We start from the raw sequence: 20,670 nt of genomic DNA, 5'->3' as shown, positions 1-20,670 counted from the left end.
CCACCGCGGAGATGACCCGGGGGTGTGTGACGGCTGCGCGAATTGGACCTCGGACACAACCGCCACACGGAACGCAACAACAGTTGCGGGGATCAGGTAGAAGAAGAATGCGCCTATACGCAAGCCTTCTGCCGCGGAACCCGCCAGGAGGATTACATGAAATCTCTCAAAGCCACACTCGCCGGTTCGGCGGTTTTCGCGGCAATGGCGACAGCGGCCCTGTCGGCCGAAGACACCATCAAGGTTGGCGTGCTGCACTCGCTGTCGGGCACCATGGCGATTTCGGAAACCACGCTGAAAGACACCATGCTGATGCTGATCGACCAGCAAAACGCCAAGGGTGGCCTGCTGGGCAAGCAGCTTGAAGCAGTTGTGGTCGATCCTGCATCCGACTGGCCGCTGTTCGCTGAAAAAGCGCGTGAGCTGCTAACCGTGCACGAAGTGGACGTGATCTTCGGCAACTGGACGTCTGTTAGCCGGAAGTCAGTTCTGCCGGTCATCGAAGAGCTGAACGGTCTGCTGTTCTATCCGGTTCAGTATGAGGGCGAGGAATCCTCGAAAAACGTCTTCTACACCGGTGCTGCGCCGAACCAGCAGGCCATCCCAGCGACCGACTACTTCCTGGACGAACTGGGGGTTGAGAAATTCGCGCTGCTGGGTACCGACTATGTCTACCCGCGCACGACCAACAATATTCTGGAAAGCTATCTGAAAGGCAAAGGCATTGCCGATGACGATATCTTTGTGAACTACACGCCGTTCGGCCATTCCGACTGGTCCAAAATCGTGGCGGACGTTGTTGCGCTGGGCGCGGATGGCAAGAAGGTCGGCGTGATCTCGACCATCAACGGTGACGCGAACATCGGCTTCTATAAAGAACTGGCGGCAGCAGGCGTATCGGCGGATGATATTCCGGTTGTGGCCTTCTCGGTTGGAGAAGAAGAACTGTCCGGTCTGGATACCGCCAACCTCGTCGGTCACCTCGCGGCGTGGAACTACTTCCAGTCGGCCGACACCGAGGCCAACGCAGAATTCGTCGAGACTTGGAAAGCCACCATGGGTGACGAGCGCGTAACCAACGACCCGATGGAGGCGCACTATATCGGCTTCAACATGTGGGTGAACGCCGCGACCGAGGCCGGTTCGACCGAGGTCGATGCTGTGCGCGCTGCGATGTACGGGCAGGAATTCCCGAACCTGACCGGCGGTACTGCGGTCATGCTGCCGAACCACCACCTGGCGAAACCGGTTCTGATCGGTGAGATTCAGGAAGACGGTCAGTTTGATATCATCAGCGAAACCGACGTTGTGCCGGGCGATGCCTGGACTGACTTCCTGCCGGAATCGGCGGTTCTGAAATCGGATTGGAAAGATCTGGGTTGCGGTATGTACAATACCGAGACCGAGACCTGCGTTCAGACCCTGTCGAACTACTAATCCTCTCGCAAGGCGGGTGTAAGCGCCCGCCTTGCCCAAGACACTCGGGTTTCTCCACATGTTACGACTTTTCCTTGCGGGCCTCGCAATCCTGTGCGCCTGCCTGACTGCCAACGCGCAAGAGGGTGGTCTGCAACCGATCCTGCAAGAGCATCAGGAGATCATCGCCAAAAGCTCGCGCAAGACGATCAAACCAGCGATTGATGCGATTGCGGCCAGCGGTTTGCCACAGGCGCAGGTGATGCTTGAGACCTGGGCCGCCAAAAACATGTGGATGCGCAAGTCGGATGGCCAGTTCTTTGCGGGCAAGAAGGCCGAAGGGCGGTCGTATGAGCTGACCGATTTCGATACCGGAGAGGTCGTCGGTACGTTCGAGAAATCCGACCTGAAACAGATGAAACCCAACAGCGGCATCCGCGCGATGATCGGCACCGCGCTGGTGCAATTCCAGCTAATGGACCCAAGTCGCGCCAAGCGTTCGGCAGCGCTGCGTTCCATTCAGCGTGATCCCGATGGCGCTTTGCTGGAACCTCTGCGGGCCTCGATCAACGAAGAACCCGACGTCGATCTGAAAGCACAGAAGCAACGACTCGAACGGCTGCTGACCATCGGCTATGACGAAGATACAGCGGCGCGTGTGGCCGCGATTGAGGACATGTCGGATGATCTGGGCGTTGACGTTCGCGCCGCGCTGAATCCTCTAGTCGTGACCAAGCGGCAGGTCGCAGCCGAGGTTCCGACGGACGCCAACATCGCCACCATACTTGAGCCGGGCTCGGATGCGCTGAGCGAGGCCGACGCATACGACCTGCTGGTCGCGCGTGATCTGGCCGCCCCGCACGTTTCGCCTGAAGGTATCCGCGCTGCGTTATCCGCCAATATCGACGGTGGTCGGGTCGGTGGTGTCCCGGTTGCGCAGCTGAACTCGGACGCGTCACGTGCGCAGGCCTATGCCGCACTTGCAGAGGCCGGAGTGGTTCCAGCTCTGGTCACGCAGGCCGATGTCGAGGCCGCGCTGGGCGCACACGTGTTCTTTGAGACATATGTGGAGCCTTCACCCGAAGTAACTGCTGCCGCCGAAAAGGCGCTGGAGCAGATCGAGCTGAAGGTTGGTCTTAACCAGACGCTCGACTTGACGCTGGACGCGATCTCGCTGGCGTCGATCTATTTCCTCGCTGCTATCGGCCTCGCCATCACCTTCGGCGTGATGGGCGTGATAAACATGGCCCATGGCGAGTTCATCATGATGGGCGCCTATACCGGCTATGTGGTGCAGCAGTTCATTCCCGATCATACGCTGTCGATCATTGTAGCGATTCCGATGGCCTTTGCGGTCACCTTCGCCATGGGCGTCGCGATGGAACGTTTGGTGATCCGCTGGCTCTATGCCCGCCCGCTGGAAACACTGCTGGCGACGTTTGGCATCTCAATTGCCCTGCAACAGCTGGCCAAAAACATCTTTGGCACGCAAGCTCGGCCTCTGACCGCACCCAGTTGGCTGGACGGGGCGTGGGTGCTGAACGACGTGGTCTCGATCAGCTATATTCGCATCGCGATCTTCGTGCTGGCGATGATCTTTCTGGGGCTGTTCCTGTATATCATGAAACGCACACGGCTGGGGCTTGAGATGCGCGCGGTGACGCAGAACCCGCGCATGGCTGGGTCGATGGGGATCAATCCGGGGCGCGTTAATATGCTGACCTTTGGTCTTGGCTCCGGCATCGCTGGGATTGCCGGGGTCGCCATCGGCCTTTTCGCCAAGGTCACCTCGGATCTGGGCAGCGACTACATCGTTCAAAGCTTTATGACCGTGGTTGTCGGCGGTGTCGGCAACATCTGGGGTGCTTTGGCGGGCGCCGGTATGATCGGTTTCCTGCAGAAGGGGATCGAGTGGATGAACCCGTCGAACACCCTCGCGGCGCAGACCTACATGATCATCTTCATCATCATTTTCATCCAGTTCCGGCCAAGGGGCATCATCGCCCTCAAAGGCCGCGCGGCGGGGGATTGAGCCATGGAACGCAGCTTTGTAGCCAAGAACCCCTCGGTGCTGGTCTTTCTGGCCATCCTGTCGCTGTTTACCTTGGGCGTGACCGTCCTGTCCGAAGGGTTCGGGATCGGCGTGATCTCGACCAGTTTCGTCAAGACACTGGGCAAGACCCTGTGCCTGTGCCTAATCGCCGTGGCGATGGATCTGGTCTGGGGTTTCACTGGCATCCTGTCACTGGGCCACTTCGCCTTTTTCGGGCTCGGCGGCTACATGATCGGGATGTGGCTGATGTACGAACGTACCCGTCTGATCGTGGTCGAGTCGCTGTCTCAAGCCGATATCCCACCAACATCCGCTGAGGTTGTGGACGCCATCGGCACGCAGATCTTCGGCGTGGTTGGATCGTCGGATTTCCCGCTGATCTGGGTCTTTTCCCACAGCCTAACCCTGCAACTGGTGTTGGTCGTGTTGGTGCCGGGTCTGTTGGCGCTGATCTTCGGCTGGCTTGCCTTCCGCAGCCGGGTGACGGGCGTGTACCTGTCGATCCTGACCCAAGCGATGACATTGGCGCTGGCGCTGTATCTGTTCCAGAACGACAGCGGCTTGCGCGGCAATAATGGCCTGTCGGGCCTGCAGAACCTGCCGGGCGTCTCCGCCTCGCAAGACGTGGTGTCGATCTGGTTCCTCTGGGCCTCGGCGCTGGCCTTGGGGTTGGGATATATGCTGGCCGCGTGGATCGTGTCGGGTAAGTTCGGCTCGGTCATCCGCGGCATCCGCGATAATGAGGCGCGGGTGCGGTTCCTTGGCTACTCGGTCGAAGTATATAAGCTTGCCGTCTTCACCCTGACCGCCTGTATCGCCGCCATCGCAGGTGCGCTGTATTACCCGCAAGCGGGCATCATCAACCCCGAGGAAATGGCCCCGATCGCCTCGATCTATCTGGCCGTCTGGGTCGCCATCGGTGGTCGCGGTCGCCTGTACGGGGCTGTCATCGGCGCGGCGTTTGTCAGCCTTCTCAGCACATGGTTCACCGGCGGGCAGGCCCCGGACATCCCGTTAGGGTTCTACACGATCAAATGGGTCGATTGGTGGCAGGTGCTGCTGGGCGTGTCCTTTGTGCTGGTCACTCTATTCGCACCGCAAGGGATCGGTGGGCTGTTCGACCTGTGGACCAATCGCCGCCATCCTCAACGCCACGGTGCAAACCTTGGGCCGGATGATGGATCACTGCGGGAGAAGGAGGCCACCGAATGAGCACTCTGTTGGAAGTCAGCGGCGTCTCCGTCACCTTCGACGGGTTCCGAGCGATCAACAACCTGTCTTTCCAGATCGGTGAGGCCGAACTGCGTGCGGTGATCGGGCCAAACGGGGCGGGCAAGACCACTTTCATGGACATTGTTACCGGCAAGACCCGACCGGATGAGGGCCGGGTGATCTGGGGCGAGAAATCGGTCTCTTTGCTGCGGATGAGCGAGGCCAAGATCGCGCAGGCGGGTATTGGGCGGAAGTTCCAGAAACCCACCGTGTTTGAGGACCAGACCGTGCAGGAAAACCTGCTGATGGCCCTGAAGAACAAACGCGGTTGGCTGGGGGTTTTGTACTACCGCCCCTCACCGGGTGATCTGGAGAAGGTCGAAGAGCTGGCCACTGAGATCGGGTTGAAGGACGAACTGACCCGCAAGTCGGGAGAGCTCAGCCATGGTCAGAAGCAATGGCTCGAAATCGGAATGCTGCTGGCGCAAGAACCGCGTTTGTTGCTGGTTGACGAACCCGCGGCAGGTATGACCCCGCAAGAGCGTGAACACACCACCGACCTGCTGGTGCAGGCGGCAAAGACCCGCGCCGTTGTGGTTGTTGAACACGACATGGAATTTGTCCGCCGTCTGAGCTGCAAGGTCACTGTGCTGCATGAAGGCGCGGTTCTGGCCGAGGGATCGCTGGACCATGTGACATCAAATCAGGACGTCATCGACGTCTATCTGGGGCGCTAGGCGATGTTGACATTGAACGATCTGACCCTGCATTACGGGCATTCGCAAATCCTCTACGGTATCTCGATGGAGGCCGCGCAGGGCGAGGTGACCTGTGTGATGGGCACCAATGGTGTTGGTAAAACCAGCCTGATCAAAGCCGTCTCCGGCACACATCCACGCTCGGGTGGCGAGGTAGTGTTGAATGGTGAAGAACTGGGTATCCTGCCCGCGCACAAGATGGCGTGGAAAGGCGTGGCATATGTCCCGCAGGGGCGCGAGATTTTCCCGCTGCTGACCGTGCGTGAGAACCTTGAAACCGGCTTTGCCTGTCTGCCCGCCAGTGAACACTTTATCCCAGACGAGATTTTCGAACTGTTTCCGGTGCTCAAGAAAATGCAGAACCGGCGCGGTGGTGACCTGTCCGGAGGTCAGCAGCAGCAGCTGGCGATTGCTCGGGCACTGATCACAAAGCCGCGTCTCTTGTTGCTGGACGAACCGACCGAAGGCATTCAGCCCAATATCATCCAGCAGATCGGAGAGGTGATCCGTCATTTGCGAACCCAAGGTGACATGGCCATCGTTCTGGTCGAACAGTATTTCGATTTTGCCTATGATCTCGCCGATCGGTTCGTTGTTTTACGGCGCGGCGAAATCCTGATGTCGGGTCTCAAATCGGAGCTTTCCCGCGATCAGGTCTTGCAGGGAGTCACGGTTTAAGGTTCAGTCCGGCGGGCAGGAACGGATCATTGTGAAACTTCGGGCTGAGCGTTCGCATTTTGGCACGCTCGGCTGCAGAAATTTAGCAAAGCAATACATTACAAAAAAACACATTTTTCTAAATATCTTACGTATCATTTACCATAGATCATTAACACTTTACAGTGCTCTTTTGTGCATTTGTTTACACAACATTGCTGTATTTTTAATAGGTTATTGGTGATTTTTCAGAACCGCCTCCATACTCAAATTTGCGTGAAACCGCGTTTTCGCCCGCTGGAAGAGGAGCCAGAGAGCGAAAGAAAGGGAAATGGGAGGAATTAATGACTAACAAAACTGTCACACGCCGCGGCGTGCTGAAGTCTGGTGCCGTCGCGGGTGCCGGCGTGGCCTTACCTACAATCTTTACGGCTTCTTCAGCTGCTGCCTACACCAACGAACCGACAGGGTCTTCGGTGGTTCTGGGCTTTAACGTGCCCCAGACCGGGCCTTACGCGGAGGAAGGAAATGACGAACTGCTGGCACAACAGCTGGCGGTCGAGCACCTGAACGGCGAAGGTGACGGCGGCTGCCTGAACACCTTCTCGTCCAAGGCGCTGCAAGGGAACGGTATCCTCGGCAAGAAGGTCGAGTTTGTGACCGGTGATACCCAGACCAAATCGGACGCCGCGCGAGCATCGGCCAAGTCGATGATCGAAAAAGATGGCGCGATCATGATCAACGGTGGTTCGTCCTCGGGCGTAGCCGTTGCAGTACAGGGTCTGTGCCAGGAGGCAGGCGTGATCTTCATGGCGGGTTTGACCCACGCCAACGACACGACAGGCAAGGACAAGAAGGCCAACGGCTTCCGCCATTTCTTTAACGCCTACATGTCGGGTGCCGCTTTGGCTCCGGTGCTGGCGGCCGAGATGGGCAAGGAACGCCGCGCTTACCACCTGACGGCCGACTACAACTGGGGTTGGACCCAGGAAGAGTCGATCGTCGCCTCGACCGAAGCCTTGGGATGGGAAACGGTCAACACAGTAAAGACACCACTCGCGTCAACAGACTTCTCGTCCTATATCGCTCCGGTTCTGAACTCGGGCGCGGATGTGCTGGTTCTGAACCACTACGGCGGCAACATGGTGAACTCGCTGACCAACGCAATTCAATTCGGCCTGCTCGACAAGGTGGCCAACGGCAAGGACTTCAAGATTGTTGTGCCGCTGTATTCCGAATTGATGGCCGCTGGTGCAGGCGAGAACATCAAGGGCGTGCTGGGTTCGATGAACTGGAACTGGCAGCTGCAGGATGAAGGCACCAAAGCCTTCGTGAAGTCCTTCGGTGAGAAGTATGGTAAGCCGCCGTCCAACTCGGCCCAGACCTGCTATGCGCAGACACTGCTGTATGCGGATGCCTGCGAGCGTGCGGGGACCTTCAACCCCTGTGGCGTCGTCGAAGCCCTGGAAGACTTCGAGTTCGACGGGCTGGGCAATGGCCCGACTTGGTATCGCGGTGCCGACCACCAGTGCTTCAAGGATGTGCTGGTCGTGCGGGGCAACGAAAACCCGACCAACGCCTATGACACGCTTGAGATTGTCGAGATCACACCGCGTGCGCAGGTCGAATACGATCCGGAACACCCGATGTTCGCTGGCGGCGATCTCGGCCAGTGTAACCCGGGCGCATAAAGCCTTTGGCTGAAGTCTGACCGCCCATGCGGCGGCCAGACCCCTTGTGGCCGGGCAGTCGGGTCTGGTCACAACCACTCAATACACGCTGACCAACCTTAAGGTGGGGCCAATGGACGCCATCCTACTGCAAATTCTCAACGGGCTGGATAAGGGCTCGGCTTATGCGCTGATCGCGCTGGGCTTGACGCTGATTTTCGGTACGCTCGGGGTCGTGAACTTCGCCCATGGGGCGCTGTTCATGATCGGTGCCTTCTGCGCCGTGACCCTGCAGAAAGTATTCAACCTAAGCTTCCAGACAATCGACGAAACTCAAACGGACTTTCTGGGCAATCCGTTGAAAGTGGAAACGCCTTATGTCGAGGCCTGGTTCGGCCCCGAACTGGGTGCGACAATCATCGACTGGTCGGTGCCGCTGGCCATCCTGTTCGCGATCCCGATCATGTTGCTGGTCGGCTATGTGATGGAGCGCGGGCTGATCAAACATTTCTACAAGCGCCCCCACGCGGATCAGATACTTGTTACCTTTGGCTTGGCCATCGTGCTGCAGGAAATCGTCAAGTATTTCTTCGGTGCCAACCCGATCCAGACCCCGCCGCCCGACGTGCTAAGTGGATCTGTTGATCTTGGCACCATGATCGGTTTCGATCCGAACGCGATCATCTATCCGATCTGGCGATTGGTCTATTTCGGCTTTGCCCTTGCGATTATCGGGGCCGTGTTCTCGTTCCTGCAATTCACCACCTTCGGGATGGTTGTCCGCGCCGGGATGGCGGACCGGGAAACCGTGGGCCTGCTGGGCATTAATATCGACCGCCGGTTTACCATCATGTTCGGCATAGCTGCCGCAGTCGCGGGTCTGGCCGGGGTGATGTACGGGCCGCTCAATCCACCGAATTATCACATGGGGATGGACTTTCTGGTTCTCAGCTTCGTCGTTGTTGTTGTGGGCGGCATGGGCTCATTGCCCGGAGCGGTGCTGGCGGGCTTCCTGCTGGGCATTCTGGAGAGCTTTGCCTCGACCACCTGGGCCACCACCACGATTCCAGGGATCAACCAGATCATCATCTACCTTGTCGCCATCATCGTGCTTCTGACGCGGCCGCGCGGGCTGATGGGGCGCAAAGGCGTGATGGAGGACTAAGCCATGTTGGGACTAAACAAAAAAGACACCAGCCTGCTGATTATTGTCGCGCTTTTAACCCTGCTGGCACCCTTCATCCTGAATCCATTCCCCGAAGGCAGCGCCATGGCGCAGTTCAACGCGGGATATCCGGACCTGATGCAGCGGTTCGTGATTTTTGGCATCTTTGCCATCGGATTCAACATCCTGTTCGGCCTGACCGGGTACCTGTCCTTTGGTCATGCGGCGTTTCTGGGCGTGGGGTCTTATTCGGCCGTTTGGATGTTCAAACTGCTCAGCTATAACGTCATCCCGGCCATCGCGCTGAGTGTCGTAGTCGCTGGGGTTTTCTCGCTGCTCATAGGGTTTGTCAGCTTGCGGCGGTCGGGTATCTATTTCTCGATCCTGACACTGGCGTTCGCGCAGATGAGCTTTGCGCTGGCCTATTCGGTGCTGTCGAACCCCAAGTTTAACCTGACGAATGGGGAAACCGGCCTGCAGGTCTATGCGGATGATCCACAGATCCTGCAGGGCGCCAATGCACCGGACCTGCCGCATCTGTTCGGTTTGCCAATGCGAGCGACCTATACGATGGATGTGGGCGCGTGGAGCTTTGACTTCAACGCAGGTTACTACCTGTGCGCGGTGATAATGATGGTAGTATTCTACCTGGCGATCCGCATCTTCCGCTCTCCCTTCGGCATGATGTTGCGGGCGGTGAAGTCGAACCAGCAGCGGATGAATTATACTGGCCTGAACTCCAAGCCTTATACGCTGGCGGCCTTTGTGATCTCGGGCATGTATGCCGGACTGGCCGGTGGCCTGATGGCTGCGATGGACCCCTTGGCAGGTGCCGAGCGGATGCAGTGGACCGCCTCGGGTGAGGTTGTTCTGATGACCATCCTTGGCGGCACTGGCACATTGATTGGCCCGGTTCTGGGTGCGGGCTTCATCAAGTATTTCGAGAACATCTTCTCAAAGATCAACGACAATGTCCTGCACAGCTGGTTCGCTTTCCTGCCGGACGGTCTGGAGGACGCGGTCGTGTTCCTGATCCACCCGTTCATCGGCAAAGGCTGGCATCTGACGCTGGGCATCCTGTTCATGCTGGTCGTGATCTATCTGCCAGGTGGCCTTGTCGAAGGCGGACAACGTTTGCTGAACCGCTTGAAGCGTAAGAAAACAGACGCCGACGACGCACCGTCGGGCAAAACGGAACCGGCAGAGTAAGGGGCGAGACATGGCAATTCTAAGAGTTAAAGATGTCAGTAAACGCTTCGGTGGCCTCAAGGCACTGACGGATGTGAACCTCAACGTCGAGGAGAACTCGGTCCACGCCATCATCGGCCCCAACGGGGCGGGTAAGTCTACCTTGCTGAACTGTCTGGTGGGCAAGCTGATGCCGGATACCGGGTCGGTGCTGTTCGACAACAACTCGGTGCTGGGGTTGGAGCCGTTCCAGATCAACCAGATGGGAATCAGCCGCGTTTTCCAGACACCCGAGATATTCGGTGAACTAACGGTGATGGAAAACATGCTGATCCCAATCTTCGCAATGCGGGATGGTGCATTCCGGATGCACGCCTACGAAACGATCGCCAATGAAAAGGCCATCGTGGAACAGGCCGAGGTGATGCTGGAAGAGATGAACATGGCCGACAAGCGCGAGATGCACGCCGCGTCCTTATCACGCGGCGATAAACGGCGACTTGAGATCGGTATGTGCCTTAGCCAGAACCCACGTTTGTTGCTGCTTGACGAACCCACTGCGGGCATGGCGCGGGCGGATACCAACAACACCATCGATCTGCTGAAGCAGATCAAAGAAGAGCGGAACATCACCATCGCCATTATCGAGCACGACATGCACGTTGTCTTCAGCCTTGCCGAGCGCATCACCGTTTTGGCGCAAGGCACACCGCTGGTCGAAGACATACCGGAAAACATCCGCGGGAATCCCAAGGTCCGCGAGGCCTACCTTGGCGAGGCTGCGTAAGGAAAAGCTATGAACGAGAAACCTGACTTTTCGAAAAACGCCAACAAGGCCAGCACCGCCCCGGCCTTTCTTTCGGTGTGGGATATGCACTCCTATTACGGTGAAAGCTACATCGTGCAGGGCGTTGGTTTTAACGTGCATGAGGGTGAGATCCTGGCTCTGCTGGGGCGTAACGGGGCGGGTAAGACCTCGACCCTGCGATCCATCGCACGGGTGGGCGATCCTGAGGTGCGCCATGGTGAGATCTGGCTGGATCACCAGCCGCTGCACAAGATGACAAGCTATGAGGCCGCAGCTGCAGGCTTGGGGCTGGTGCCAGAAGATCGGCGGATCATCCCCGGTCTGACGGTCGAGGAAAACCTGCAACTCGCACAGATCGCTCCGCCGGTCGGTTGGTCGCTGGAACGGCTCTATGAACTGTTTCCAAGATTGGGTGAGCGCCGCAAGCAAGAGGGTGTCACCCTTTCGGGTGGCGAGCAGCAGATGTTGGCGATCGCCAGGGCACTGGCGCGGGACATAAAAGTTCTGCTGCTGGATGAACCCTATGAAGGTCTGGCGCCTGTTATTGTCGATGAGATTGAGAAAACGCTGGTTCACGTAAAGCAGCAGGGCATGACCACGATCATCGTCGAGCAGAACGCCGTACGGGCGCTGGAACTAGCGGACCGGGCGATCATTCTGGATACCGGCAGCATCGTGTTCGACGGCTCGGCGGATGAAGTGCTGCAAAATACGCAGTTGAGGGAAGAATACCTGGCGATTTAAGCCGAACAATTTCGATCAGCAGCCCTTGTAGGGGCGAAAGGCGGGGTGGTGTCCACTCCGCCTTTTTCATGCATTGGAGGCCGTCGTCAGGGGCATTTCAGCTCAAAAACGGGTCACACGCAAAAAAACACGAAAAATAAAGCTGTAATTTCAACGGCGTCTGATGACCTAAGGGAAACCCCCAATACCGGAATTGGAATCGATTCGTTATCCATAATGTATCGAACGGGTCATTTCGGACGATACCACTTTTCCCCTGTGAGGGGCTGGCTTCTTACCCCCTCGGCCGGCCCCTCAGTAAACGCCTGTGACCCGTTGCGATCCCCCTGAATTGACTGTTAGGTCTTCTGCCTCAGCGATTGCAGAACCTGGGTGACAAGCGTTGGCAATTCGGCGGAGTCACCATAGCTGGCGGTGTGCGGAATCTCGGCAACAGGAGACTTGCGGTAGCCTTCGGTGAACAGAAGAAACGGCACCTGCGCGCGCTGTGCAGTTTCGGCGTCCACCTCGCTGTCGCCAACAAAAAGTTGCGGACCGGCAGAGTTGACGGCGGCAAAGCTCGCCTTCAGATGGGCCGGGTCGGGCTTGCGTGTGTGCAGGCTGTCCCCACCCAGAACAGCATCGAAGTAATGCGTCAGGTTCATGGCTTTCAGCACGTGTCGTGCCGGGGCTTCGGGTTTGTTGGTGCAGACACCCAAAACGCAACCCATATCCCGCAGCTGTTCCAGCGCCTGCATCACGCCGGGATAAACAACGGTTTTGTCGCTAGCACCGGCGTTGTAATGCGTCAGAGTCTGTCGGGTCAGGTCGACATGGCGGTCCATAGACAGGTCGCAATGCAGAATCACGCGCTCGACCAGTTTGGGCAGACCGTTGCCCACAAATTGTTGCACTTGTTCCAGCGGCAGCGCGGCGACGTTGTTGTCATGCAACATCCTGTTGGTGGCTGCGGCAAGGTCCGCAAGGCTGTCCACCAGCGTTCCGTCCAGGTCGAACATGATTGTCGCGCTCATCGGTAGCCCCCGTCTGTTTGAAGTCCTGCACGAGACCTATCCCGCCTGATTTTGTGGCGCAATCACATTGGTTTGGAGATTCTGTCAGAACTGGCTTGACATACCTGACTAAATTAATCAGATTAACCGTGAAGTGAGAAGCCAACCCCATTTCGGGTCAGCCAGATCAATAAAAACGCGAACAGATCAAGGCATTTCGCCTGAGACCACTTGGAGTTGTCCTGATGAATATGCAGAACCCGAATCCCAGCCAATCCTACGCCGTATCCATGCTGCCCGCGCACAAGGCCGAAGACCTTACCAAAGGCGGCAACCTTGCTCACATCGAGCTGGGCGACCAGCTTTACACCTTGCGCATCACCCGCGCCGGTAAGCTGATCCTGACCAAATGAGCGTGCAATCCCCTCGGGGCGGGGCGGCCGTTGGCCGCCTTGCCGACCTGAGCCCGATCGAAGCTGGCGCCGTGATGTATCTGCGGCTCTGGGGTGATGGCGCACAGGGACGCTCGGACGCTGCCAGTGACTTTCAAATCGCGCTAGGTGCAGAAAGCGGCCGCGCCGCGATGATGACGCTGGACCAGTTGTGTTCGCTGTGCGCGCATCACGGACGGCGTCCGTTGATCCGCCACGGGCTGGGGTGTTCCTGTCTGGGTGCAGACGAGAACTGTTTCGCTCAGATGATCTCAGCCGCCTCTGAAGGCGACCGTGAGGATGCGATGATGATGGCCTCGCTGATTGTGCGGGCCGACTTTGCCCCCGCTTTGGCATCATTGTCCGAAGAACTCGGGCTGGCGCTGCGCCGTATGACGACGTCCGTTCCAATGCCCACAACCGGGCACCGACCCCCGGCAGCCGTGCTGCATTAAAACAGCAGGCAAGCGTAAAACCCCAGCCGCTAGAGCCGGGGCTTTTCTTGTCAGCAGCACCCGCACCCGGCGTGGTGGTGATAATGATCGCAGGTCGGGGCTGGAGTAAAATCACCCACCTCGGCCAGCACGTCCCGCAGTGCCCAGAGGATCATGCCCACGTCCTCGGCTTCGATAGTTAAAGGTGGGCGGATTTTCAGGATATTGTCCTTTGGCCCTTCGCTGCCGATCAGGATGCGGTGATCGCGCATCCGATTTTTGACGTGTTTGCAAATTTCAGTGCCCTCGGACCCGTCGGGGTTGATCAGTTCAACGCCGAGGAACAGGCCCATTCCGCGTACATCACCGACGCAGCCGAAATCATCCTCGATCTGACGAAGACCATTCATCAGGCGCGCACCCATGTCACGAGCATTGTCTTGCAGGCCCTCGTCATCGACGATGTCCAACACCTCTTTGCCGATCCGACAGGACAGGGTGGAGCCGCCAAAGGTCGAGAAGAACTCGATCCCGTTGTCAAAGCTACGGGCGATTTCTTTAGTTGTAACGAGAACGCCCAGCGGCTGCCCATTGCCGATGGGTTTGCCCATGACAACGATGTCGGGCAGCGCGCCCTGATGTTCGAAGCCGAAATAATAGTCGCCCAGACGTCCCAGCCCGGTCTGCACTTCGTCGGCGATGCAAACGCCGCCCGCTGCGCGGATTTTCTCATATACCGCAGGCAGGTAGCCCTTGGGTGGGATGATCTGACCACCGACCGAGGGGAAGGTCTCGGCGATGAAGCCGGCCACGCCCTGACCCTTGTCTTGCAAGGCGGCAATCGCGGCGTCGACTAGGTCAGCGTATTTCTGAGCGCGGTCGGGATCGTCGCGTTTGAACGAGCCGCGATAGTCGTCGGCCACTTCGACCAGTTCGACCCAGTCGGCCTGACCGATTCCGCCGGGCTTGTTGAACTTGTAGGCCGAGATCGCCACCGCCGCGTTGGTGTTCCCGTGATAGCCGTGGTCCGGTGTCACGATCCCCTTGGCCCCGGTATGGGCGCGGGCTAGGCGCAAGGCCAGTTCGTTGGCTTCGGTGCCCGAGTTGACGAAGAAGCAGACCTCGAAATGATCTGGCAGCTTGGACAGCACTTTGTCGGCGAATGCTGTCTGTGCCGGGTGCAGATAGCGGGTATTCGAGTTCATCCGCTTCAACTGATCCGCTGCCACCGCTTGAATGCGTGGATGCGCGTGTCCCACATGGGGAACGTTGTTGTATGCATCCAGATAGGGGCGGCCCCACTCGTCGAACAGGTGGTGTTTCCAACCACGTACCAACATTACCGGATCGTCGTAGGTCAGGCTGAGATTACCTCCGAAATGATCGTGCCGACCCTGCAGGATCGCCTGCTTGTCGGTTGGGTGGTAGAACACCTTGTCATCCGGCAGGTTCAACATCGCCGCCGGGTTGGGGCAGATGGCGTGCCACAGTTCCAACTCATCCGGATCGGCCACACCGGGCCAGTCAGTCTGCATCCCGTCCGTGGACAAGGCCAGCTGGAAATGCACATGCGGGGCCCAGCCGCCATTCTGGTTGGCGTCCCCCAGCCGGGCAAAGGCTGCACCCTGCGCCACCGGGTCGCCCGGTTTCAGGCGGTCGCAAACCTCGGGATCCAGATGGCCGTAGAGTGTGTAGAACGGGTCGCCCTCGGGCGTTTCGTGATGCAGGATCACCACGCCGCCATAGTCCAGATGGGCGTCGCGGTTCTCGACAGCTTCGACGCGACCGCTCATCGGCGCGTGCAGAACAGTACGGGCGGATGCAAACACGTCCACCGCAAGATGCACGGTGCGCCGGTCTGAGGCTTTCCACGGCCCTTTGCGGAAGCCGGGCTCGGCATAGATCAGACGGGGTTCGTTGTAATAGCCCAGCCAAAGGCCCTCGCCAAATTCCTCACCCACGCGAGCGGCTTCTTCCAGCGGCATGTGGAACGGGTTCTGCGGCCAGGTCGAGTTCTCGACGGACAGCGAGCCCATGGGGGCTTCGCTCAGGTCCTGTCCGAACATTTCAGCGAATTGGCCCCGATGCTCGGACAGGTAGGCATGGATGCGCTCGGCACCATCAGTGACAGGCAGGTCACACGCGACGCGCAGGCGGGCCGACATCAGGCCGCCATTCACGTCTGTGTTTTCCAGGAACCTCCAGGCCGGCGCCTGACTGATGGTCACGTATGGATCGTCCGGATTTTCAGCCGCCATCAGGGTTGAGTTCACGACAGACACCGCCAGCCGCATCCGCAACAGCGGCCAGATCAGATCGACCTCATCCGCGCGTAAACGGTTTGCTGCGTGATACCCGCGTACCAGTGCCGCCAAAGCGCGCTCGGGTTTGGGGTGATCCAGAACGATATAGGCGCCCGCAATCGCCAGATCGCAAATACGCGGTGCCGCGCACATGTCGCCCAGATCGATCAGGCCCGAGATACTCTGACGCTGGCCCAACTCTCCTTCGACCAAAATGTTGTAGTCGTTGGCATCATTGTGAATCGCCTGCTTGGGCAGGCCCGACAATTGTTCAGAAATTGCATCAAACGCGCCGCAAATCTCGGACAGCAACGCGCGGCGTTCGGGATCAGAAATCACATCCAACTGATCGGTGACCCAACCCGCCTGCGTCAGGTCCCATTTGAAATCCGACCGGTGCAAACCGTCATGCGAGAAACGCTCCAACGCCTTGTCCGTCGCCCCCAGAACGCGGCCCAGCTTCAGGACCAGCTCGTCGGACTTGGGCGCTATTTTGGCATAACACTGCCCCGGCAGGCATTCGAGTAGCCAGGCCAGCCGTATCTCTCCTTGCTGATCGGCAATCTCGGGCAGCAGCGCCCCGTTCAGGTCTGGAAATACCTGAGGGAAGGGCAGACCGGGTGCCTCGCTTGCGATATGGGCCAGAGCCTTGACCTGAAGGTCCACGAATTGGGCCTTGCAACCCGCGCGCATTACCTTGAGTACGTAATCCTGACCATTCGTCGCCCGGACCATAAAGTTTAGGTCGTACTCGCCGTCCAGACGCTCCAATTTGGCGTCCAGCCCCCAATGCGCGCGCAGGGCAATTGCCCAGAATTCCGTTATGCCGCTCATACGATTTCCAGTCCCTTCATCATCGGGGGTCTCTTCATCTGGCTAAAATACCCTCGGGGGTGAATTGGCCCAACGGGCCAAGAGGGGGCAGACAGTCCCCTGACCCTCAGTCCAAAGCGCGCAACCGTTTGATCAACGAGGACGTATCCCACCGGCTTCCGCCCAGTTTCTGAACGTCCTTGTAGAACTGATCGACCAACGCGGTCACCGGTAGCGATGCCCCGGTCTCGTTGGCCGTCTCAAGGCAAATCCCCAGATCCTTGCGCATCCAGTCCACTGCAAAGCCGTGATCGAAATGATCGTCCAGCATTGTTTCATACCGGTTCGCCATCTGCCAGCTGCCCGCCGCACCCTGACTGATCACCTCAACGACCGAGCGTCCGTCCAGTCCGGCTTTCTCGGCAAAATGCAACGCTTCGCTGAGGCCCTGAACCAGCCCTGCAATGGCTATCTGGTTGCACATCTTGGTCATCTGCCCCGCGCCGCTGTCACCAATCCGGCGGCAGATTTTGGAATAAACCTGCATGATCGGCTCGGCCGCATCATAGGCGGCCTGATCACCGCCACACATGATCGACAGCACGCCATTTTCAGCCCCCGCCTGACCTCCCGAGATTGGAGCGTCCACAAACGCAACCCCCAGAGCCTGACCAGCCTCATATAGCTCTCGGGTCACCTTTGCCGACACGGTGGTGTGGTCGACGAAAACCGCACCCTTAGCCATGCCATGGAACGCGCCATTCTCTCCGGTGCAGACCATCCGCAGGTCGTCATCGTTGCCGACGCAGGCCATCACGAACTCAGCACCTTGCGCGGCCTCTCTTGGTGTGGCCGCCATGGCGCCACCGTGCTGAGCAACCCAGGCTTCGGCCTTTGCAGCGGTGCGATTGTAAACGGTCACCTCATGACCCGCCGCCTGCAGGTGGCCGGCCATTGGATAGCCCATGACGCCTAGGCCCAGAAACGCAACTTTTGCCATTTGGTGATCCTCTCTGCTGTCCGGCCCCATTTTATGCAGCAGGCCGGAGTGTTGGGCAGAGACAAAGCAAAGCTGCGCCTAAAGAGCAACCCCGTGTCAGGCTTTGCCGCCCAAATCCTGCAGGATCGGACAATCGGGGCGGTCATCTCCGGCGCAGGCATCGATCAGGTGACCCAGAGTGTTGCGCATCGCGTTGAGGTCAGCGATCTTGGCCTCGATCTGCACCAGATGCGCCCGGGCGACCTTTTTGACATCGGCACTGGCGCGGGTTTCATCCTCGTACAGCGCCATCAGGGTGCGGCAATCCTCGATCGTGAAGCCCAAGGCGCGAGCACGGCCCAGAAAGTTCAGCTTATGCACGTCCTGTGCGCGGAACCGGCGATAGCCGTTGTCGTCGCGCATCGGTTTGATCAGACCGATATCCTCGTAATACCGGATTGTCTTGGCAGGCAGGCCGGTCTGGGTTGCAACATCTCCGATATTCATGGCGTGACCCCTTGTGTTGCATGGTCCTGCGACGCTTCCGGCAAGCTGGCCCGCACGCGGCGCAGACGCAGCGCGTTGGACACGACAAAGACGCTGGACAAAGCCATTGCCCCGGCGGCGAGGGCAGGGGAGAGAAGGTGCCCGCTGAACGGGTAAAGTACCCCTGCGGCCACCGGGATCAGCAGGATGTTATAGCCAAAGGCCCAACCGAGGTTCTGGCGGATGTTGCGCATGGTGCGGCGACTGATCTCAACCGCATTGGCAACGCCGCGCAGATCACCGGACATCAGCACCACATCTGCGGTTTCGATTGCCACGTCGGTGCCGGTGCCAATGGCCACGCCGATATCTGCAGCTGCCAGCGCAGGGGCGTCGTTGATGCCGTCGCCGACAAAGGCCAGCGTTCCGAACTGATCGCGCAGGGCGGTGATTGCGGCCAGCTTGCCGTCCGGCAGGACCTCGGCCGTGACATGATCGATGCCCAGCCGGTCGGCCAGAGCCTGCGCGGTGCGGGCGTTGTCTCCGGTCACCATCGCCAAGGTCAGGCCCATTGCGTGTAGCCGCTGCAACGCATCCAGTGTACCGGTTTTGACCGGGTCCGAGACCGCAAGCAGCGATGCCGCCTGTCCGTCGATGGCGGCAAACAGGGGCGTTGCGCCTTCGTTGGCACGTTGGTCGGCCTCGGCAATCAGATTAGCCAGATTGATCCCATGCTGTGCCATCAGCCGAGGCGATCCGATTAGGATGTCGCGCCCTTCGACCGTTGCCTGAACGCCCAGTCCGGTCAGAGATTGAAACTCTGACGGCAATGGCAGATCCGACGGGCCAGCCCGGGTGATTGCGGTGGCGATCGGGTGCTCGGATTGTGCTTCAACCGCTGCGGCCAGTCGCAGAACGGTGTCACGGTCAAAGCCGTTCACTGTAGTGATTTCTTCCAGTTCGGGTCGCCCCAGCGTCAACGTTCCGGTCTTGTCCAGCGCGATCACCTTGGCCTGTTGCAACTGCTGGAGCGCATCACCCTTGCGGAACAATACGCCCAGTTCAGCCGCGCGCCCGGTTCCCACCATGATTGACGTCGGCGTCGCCAGACCCATGGCACAGGGGCAGGCGATGATAAGGACCGAAACACCTGTGACCAAGGCCATCGGCAAGGCTGGCGCAGGTCCAAAGATCAGCCAGACCGCGATGGTCAGCAAAGCCACGGCAATGACCACGGGCACGAACCAGGCGGTGATCCGGTCGACCAGCCCCTGAATCGGCAGTTTGGCTCCCTGCGCCTGTTCGACCATGCGGATGACTTGTGCCAGAACGGTGTCAGCCCCAACCCGCGTGGCTCGGATGCGCAACGCTCCGGTGCCGTTGACCGTACCACCAACGACCTGATCTGAAGGTGCTTTGCCGACGGGTACGGGTTCGCCGGTGATCATGCTTTCATCGACGTAAGATGTGCCCTCAAGCACGTTTCCGTCGACCGGAACCCGCTCGCCGGGGCGGATTTGCAGGACATCCCCGACCGTGATCTCGGCAATCGGGCGATCGATGAAAGTGCCGTCCATTTCAACTCGTGCGGTTTTAGGCTGCAGTCCCACCAGCTTGCGGATGGCGGCGCCGGTGCGGCCCTTGGCGCGTGCCTCCATCACCCGTCCCAGCAGGATCAGGACCACGATGACCGAGGCGGCCTCGAAATAAACGTTGGCACTGCCCTGCGGCAGAAGCTGCGGCGCAAAGGTGGCGGTAACCGAAAACAGATAGGCCGCTCCCGTGCCCAAAGCGACCAGCGCGTTCATGTCCGGTGATCCACGCAGCAGCGAGGGGATGCCCTTGGTATAGAAGACCCGCCCCGGACCCAGTAACAGCACCGAGGTCAGCGCGAATTGAATGAGGTGGCTGGTCTGAGTACCGATAGTCGCATGCACCCAGTGGTGAAAGGCGGGGATCATGTGGCCGCCCATCTCGAGCACGAACACGGGCAGGGCCAGCGCGGCGGCAAGCAGCGTGGCACGGATCAGCGCGTGCGCTTCCTCGGTTTTTACCTGGTCTGTCGGAGTTTCGGTGCTTTCTGCTACACGGGCAGGATAGCCAGCATCTTCGGACAGCTTTGCCAGTGCCTGCGGATCGGTCGCGCCGTCAACATAGGTGATCGTGGCGCTTTCCGTGGCCAGGTTGACCTGCGCCTCGACCACGGCCGGATCGGCGGTCAGGGCGCGCTCGATCCGGGACACGCATGAGGCGCAGTTCATGCCGCCGATCTTCAGCGTCGTTTGCCTCGTCGCTGCCGGGTATCCGGCACCACTAAGCGCTTTGGTCAGGGACCCGATCTGACCGTCATAGGTGACCTGCGCGGTTTCGGTTGCAAAACTGACCGAGGCGTCGGACACCCCTGGCACGTCGCGCAGCGCGGTTTCCACCCGCCCGATGCAGGACGCGCATCCCATGCCCGAGATTTTCAGCTGAATTGTCTGTGCCGTGGCCATCCGACTCATCCTGTTGAGAGCTTCTCCCTCCAGATGGGGGTTCCAGTCACCGGAAGGTCAAGGGGG

General features: G+C 59.2%; 17 protein-coding genes. 12 read left to right on the top strand and 5 right to left on the bottom strand.

The features are described from left to right. The first annotated feature begins 156 nt into the window (after positions 1–156). The 10 genes from urtA (at position 157) to GOW98_RS12000 (ending at position 11,671) form a co-directional block, all read left to right on the top strand. Positions 157–1,437: an urea ABC transporter substrate-binding protein gene (urtA, locus tag GOW98_RS12045; RefSeq protein WP_170332291.1), complete on the top strand. Its 1,281-nt coding sequence runs from the start codon at positions 157–159 to the stop codon at positions 1,435–1,437. A gap of 58 nt (positions 1,438–1,495) precedes the next feature. Continuing rightward, a complete protein-coding gene (gene urtB / locus GOW98_RS12040) occupies positions 1,496–3,448 on the top strand; it encodes an urea ABC transporter permease subunit UrtB (protein WP_170332290.1) in 1,953 nt (650 codons plus the stop codon). 3 nt (positions 3,449–3,451) lie between these two features. Further along, a complete protein-coding gene (gene urtC, locus GOW98_RS12035) occupies positions 3,452–4,681 on the top strand; it encodes an urea ABC transporter permease subunit UrtC (RefSeq protein ID WP_170332288.1) in 1,230 nt (409 codons plus the stop codon). Next, a complete protein-coding gene (gene urtD / locus GOW98_RS12030; RefSeq protein ID WP_170332286.1) occupies positions 4,678–5,418 on the top strand; it encodes an urea ABC transporter ATP-binding protein UrtD in 741 nt (246 codons plus the stop codon). Before urtC ends, urtD begins: the two co-directional genes overlap by 4 nt. Positions 5,419–5,421: 3 nt before the next feature. Then, positions 5,422–6,117: an urea ABC transporter ATP-binding subunit UrtE gene (urtE, locus tag GOW98_RS12025; protein WP_170332284.1), complete on the top strand. Its 696-nt coding sequence runs from the start codon at positions 5,422–5,424 to the stop codon at positions 6,115–6,117. A gap of 323 nt (positions 6,118–6,440) precedes the next feature. Then, complete coding sequence (locus GOW98_RS12020; protein WP_170332282.1) at positions 6,441–7,787, top strand: substrate-binding protein; 1,347 nt, start codon at positions 6,441–6,443, stop codon at positions 7,785–7,787. A 112-nt stretch (positions 7,788–7,899) separates the two neighbouring features. Further along, on the top strand, positions 7,900–8,931 hold the full coding sequence (locus GOW98_RS12015; RefSeq protein WP_170332280.1) for a branched-chain amino acid ABC transporter permease: 1,032 nt from the start codon (positions 7,900–7,902) through the stop codon (positions 8,929–8,931). A 3-nt stretch (positions 8,932–8,934) separates the two neighbouring features. Continuing rightward, positions 8,935–10,140: a branched-chain amino acid ABC transporter permease gene (locus GOW98_RS12010; protein ID WP_170332278.1), complete on the top strand. Its 1,206-nt coding sequence runs from the start codon at positions 8,935–8,937 to the stop codon at positions 10,138–10,140. A gap of 10 nt (positions 10,141–10,150) precedes the next feature. Further along, positions 10,151–10,906 carry an ABC transporter ATP-binding protein gene (locus GOW98_RS12005; RefSeq protein WP_170332276.1) on the top strand — a complete coding sequence of 252 codons (756 nt, stop codon included), beginning with the start codon at positions 10,151–10,153 and terminating at the stop codon, positions 10,904–10,906. A 9-nt stretch (positions 10,907–10,915) separates the two neighbouring features. Continuing rightward, positions 10,916–11,671: an ABC transporter ATP-binding protein gene (locus tag GOW98_RS12000; protein ID WP_170332274.1), complete on the top strand. Its 756-nt coding sequence runs from the start codon at positions 10,916–10,918 to the stop codon at positions 11,669–11,671. Between the two features lie 338 nt (positions 11,672–12,009). Here the strand turns inward: GOW98_RS12000 and gph are convergent, their stop codons facing one another. Next, entirely contained in the window at positions 12,010–12,684 is a 675-nt protein-coding gene (gph, locus tag GOW98_RS11995; RefSeq protein WP_170332272.1) for a phosphoglycolate phosphatase, read from the bottom strand. Between the two features lie 224 nt (positions 12,685–12,908). On the opposite strand from gph, the gene hemP reads away from it, so the two are divergent. Then, a complete protein-coding gene (hemP, locus tag GOW98_RS11990; RefSeq protein ID WP_170332270.1) occupies positions 12,909–13,076 on the top strand; it encodes a hemin uptake protein HemP in 168 nt (55 codons plus the stop codon). Then, a complete protein-coding gene (locus GOW98_RS11985) occupies positions 13,073–13,549 on the top strand; it encodes a hypothetical protein (protein WP_170332268.1) in 477 nt (158 codons plus the stop codon). The genes hemP and GOW98_RS11985 overlap by 4 nt, the downstream gene beginning before the upstream one ends. Positions 13,550–13,599: 50 nt before the next feature. On the opposite strand, the gene GOW98_RS11980 is transcribed toward GOW98_RS11985, so the two are convergent. The 4 genes from GOW98_RS11980 to GOW98_RS11965 form a co-directional block, all read right to left on the bottom strand. After that, positions 13,600–16,665 (bottom strand): aminotransferase class III-fold pyridoxal phosphate-dependent enzyme, encoded by a 3,066-nt coding sequence (locus GOW98_RS11980; protein WP_170332266.1) that lies wholly within the window; start codon positions 16,663–16,665, stop codon positions 13,600–13,602. A gap of 106 nt (positions 16,666–16,771) precedes the next feature. Beyond that, on the bottom strand, positions 16,772–17,644 hold the full coding sequence (locus tag GOW98_RS11975; protein WP_170332264.1) for an NAD(P)-dependent oxidoreductase: 873 nt from the start codon (positions 17,642–17,644) through the stop codon (positions 16,772–16,774). 96 nt (positions 17,645–17,740) lie between these two features. Further along, a complete protein-coding gene (gene cueR / locus GOW98_RS11970; RefSeq protein ID WP_170332262.1) occupies positions 17,741–18,130 on the bottom strand; it encodes a Cu(I)-responsive transcriptional regulator in 390 nt (129 codons plus the stop codon). Next, a complete protein-coding gene (locus GOW98_RS11965; protein ID WP_170332260.1) occupies positions 18,127–20,604 on the bottom strand; it encodes a heavy metal translocating P-type ATPase in 2,478 nt (825 codons plus the stop codon). The genes cueR and GOW98_RS11965 overlap by 4 nt, the downstream gene beginning before the upstream one ends. Positions 20,605–20,670: the final 66 nt, after the last annotated feature.

This window comes from Ruegeria arenilitoris (assembly GCF_013032445.1).
GTDB classification, from domain to species: Bacteria; Pseudomonadota; Alphaproteobacteria; order Rhodobacterales; family Rhodobacteraceae; genus Ruegeria; species Ruegeria arenilitoris_F.
This window is presented reverse-complemented; position numbering and strand designations above follow the sequence as displayed.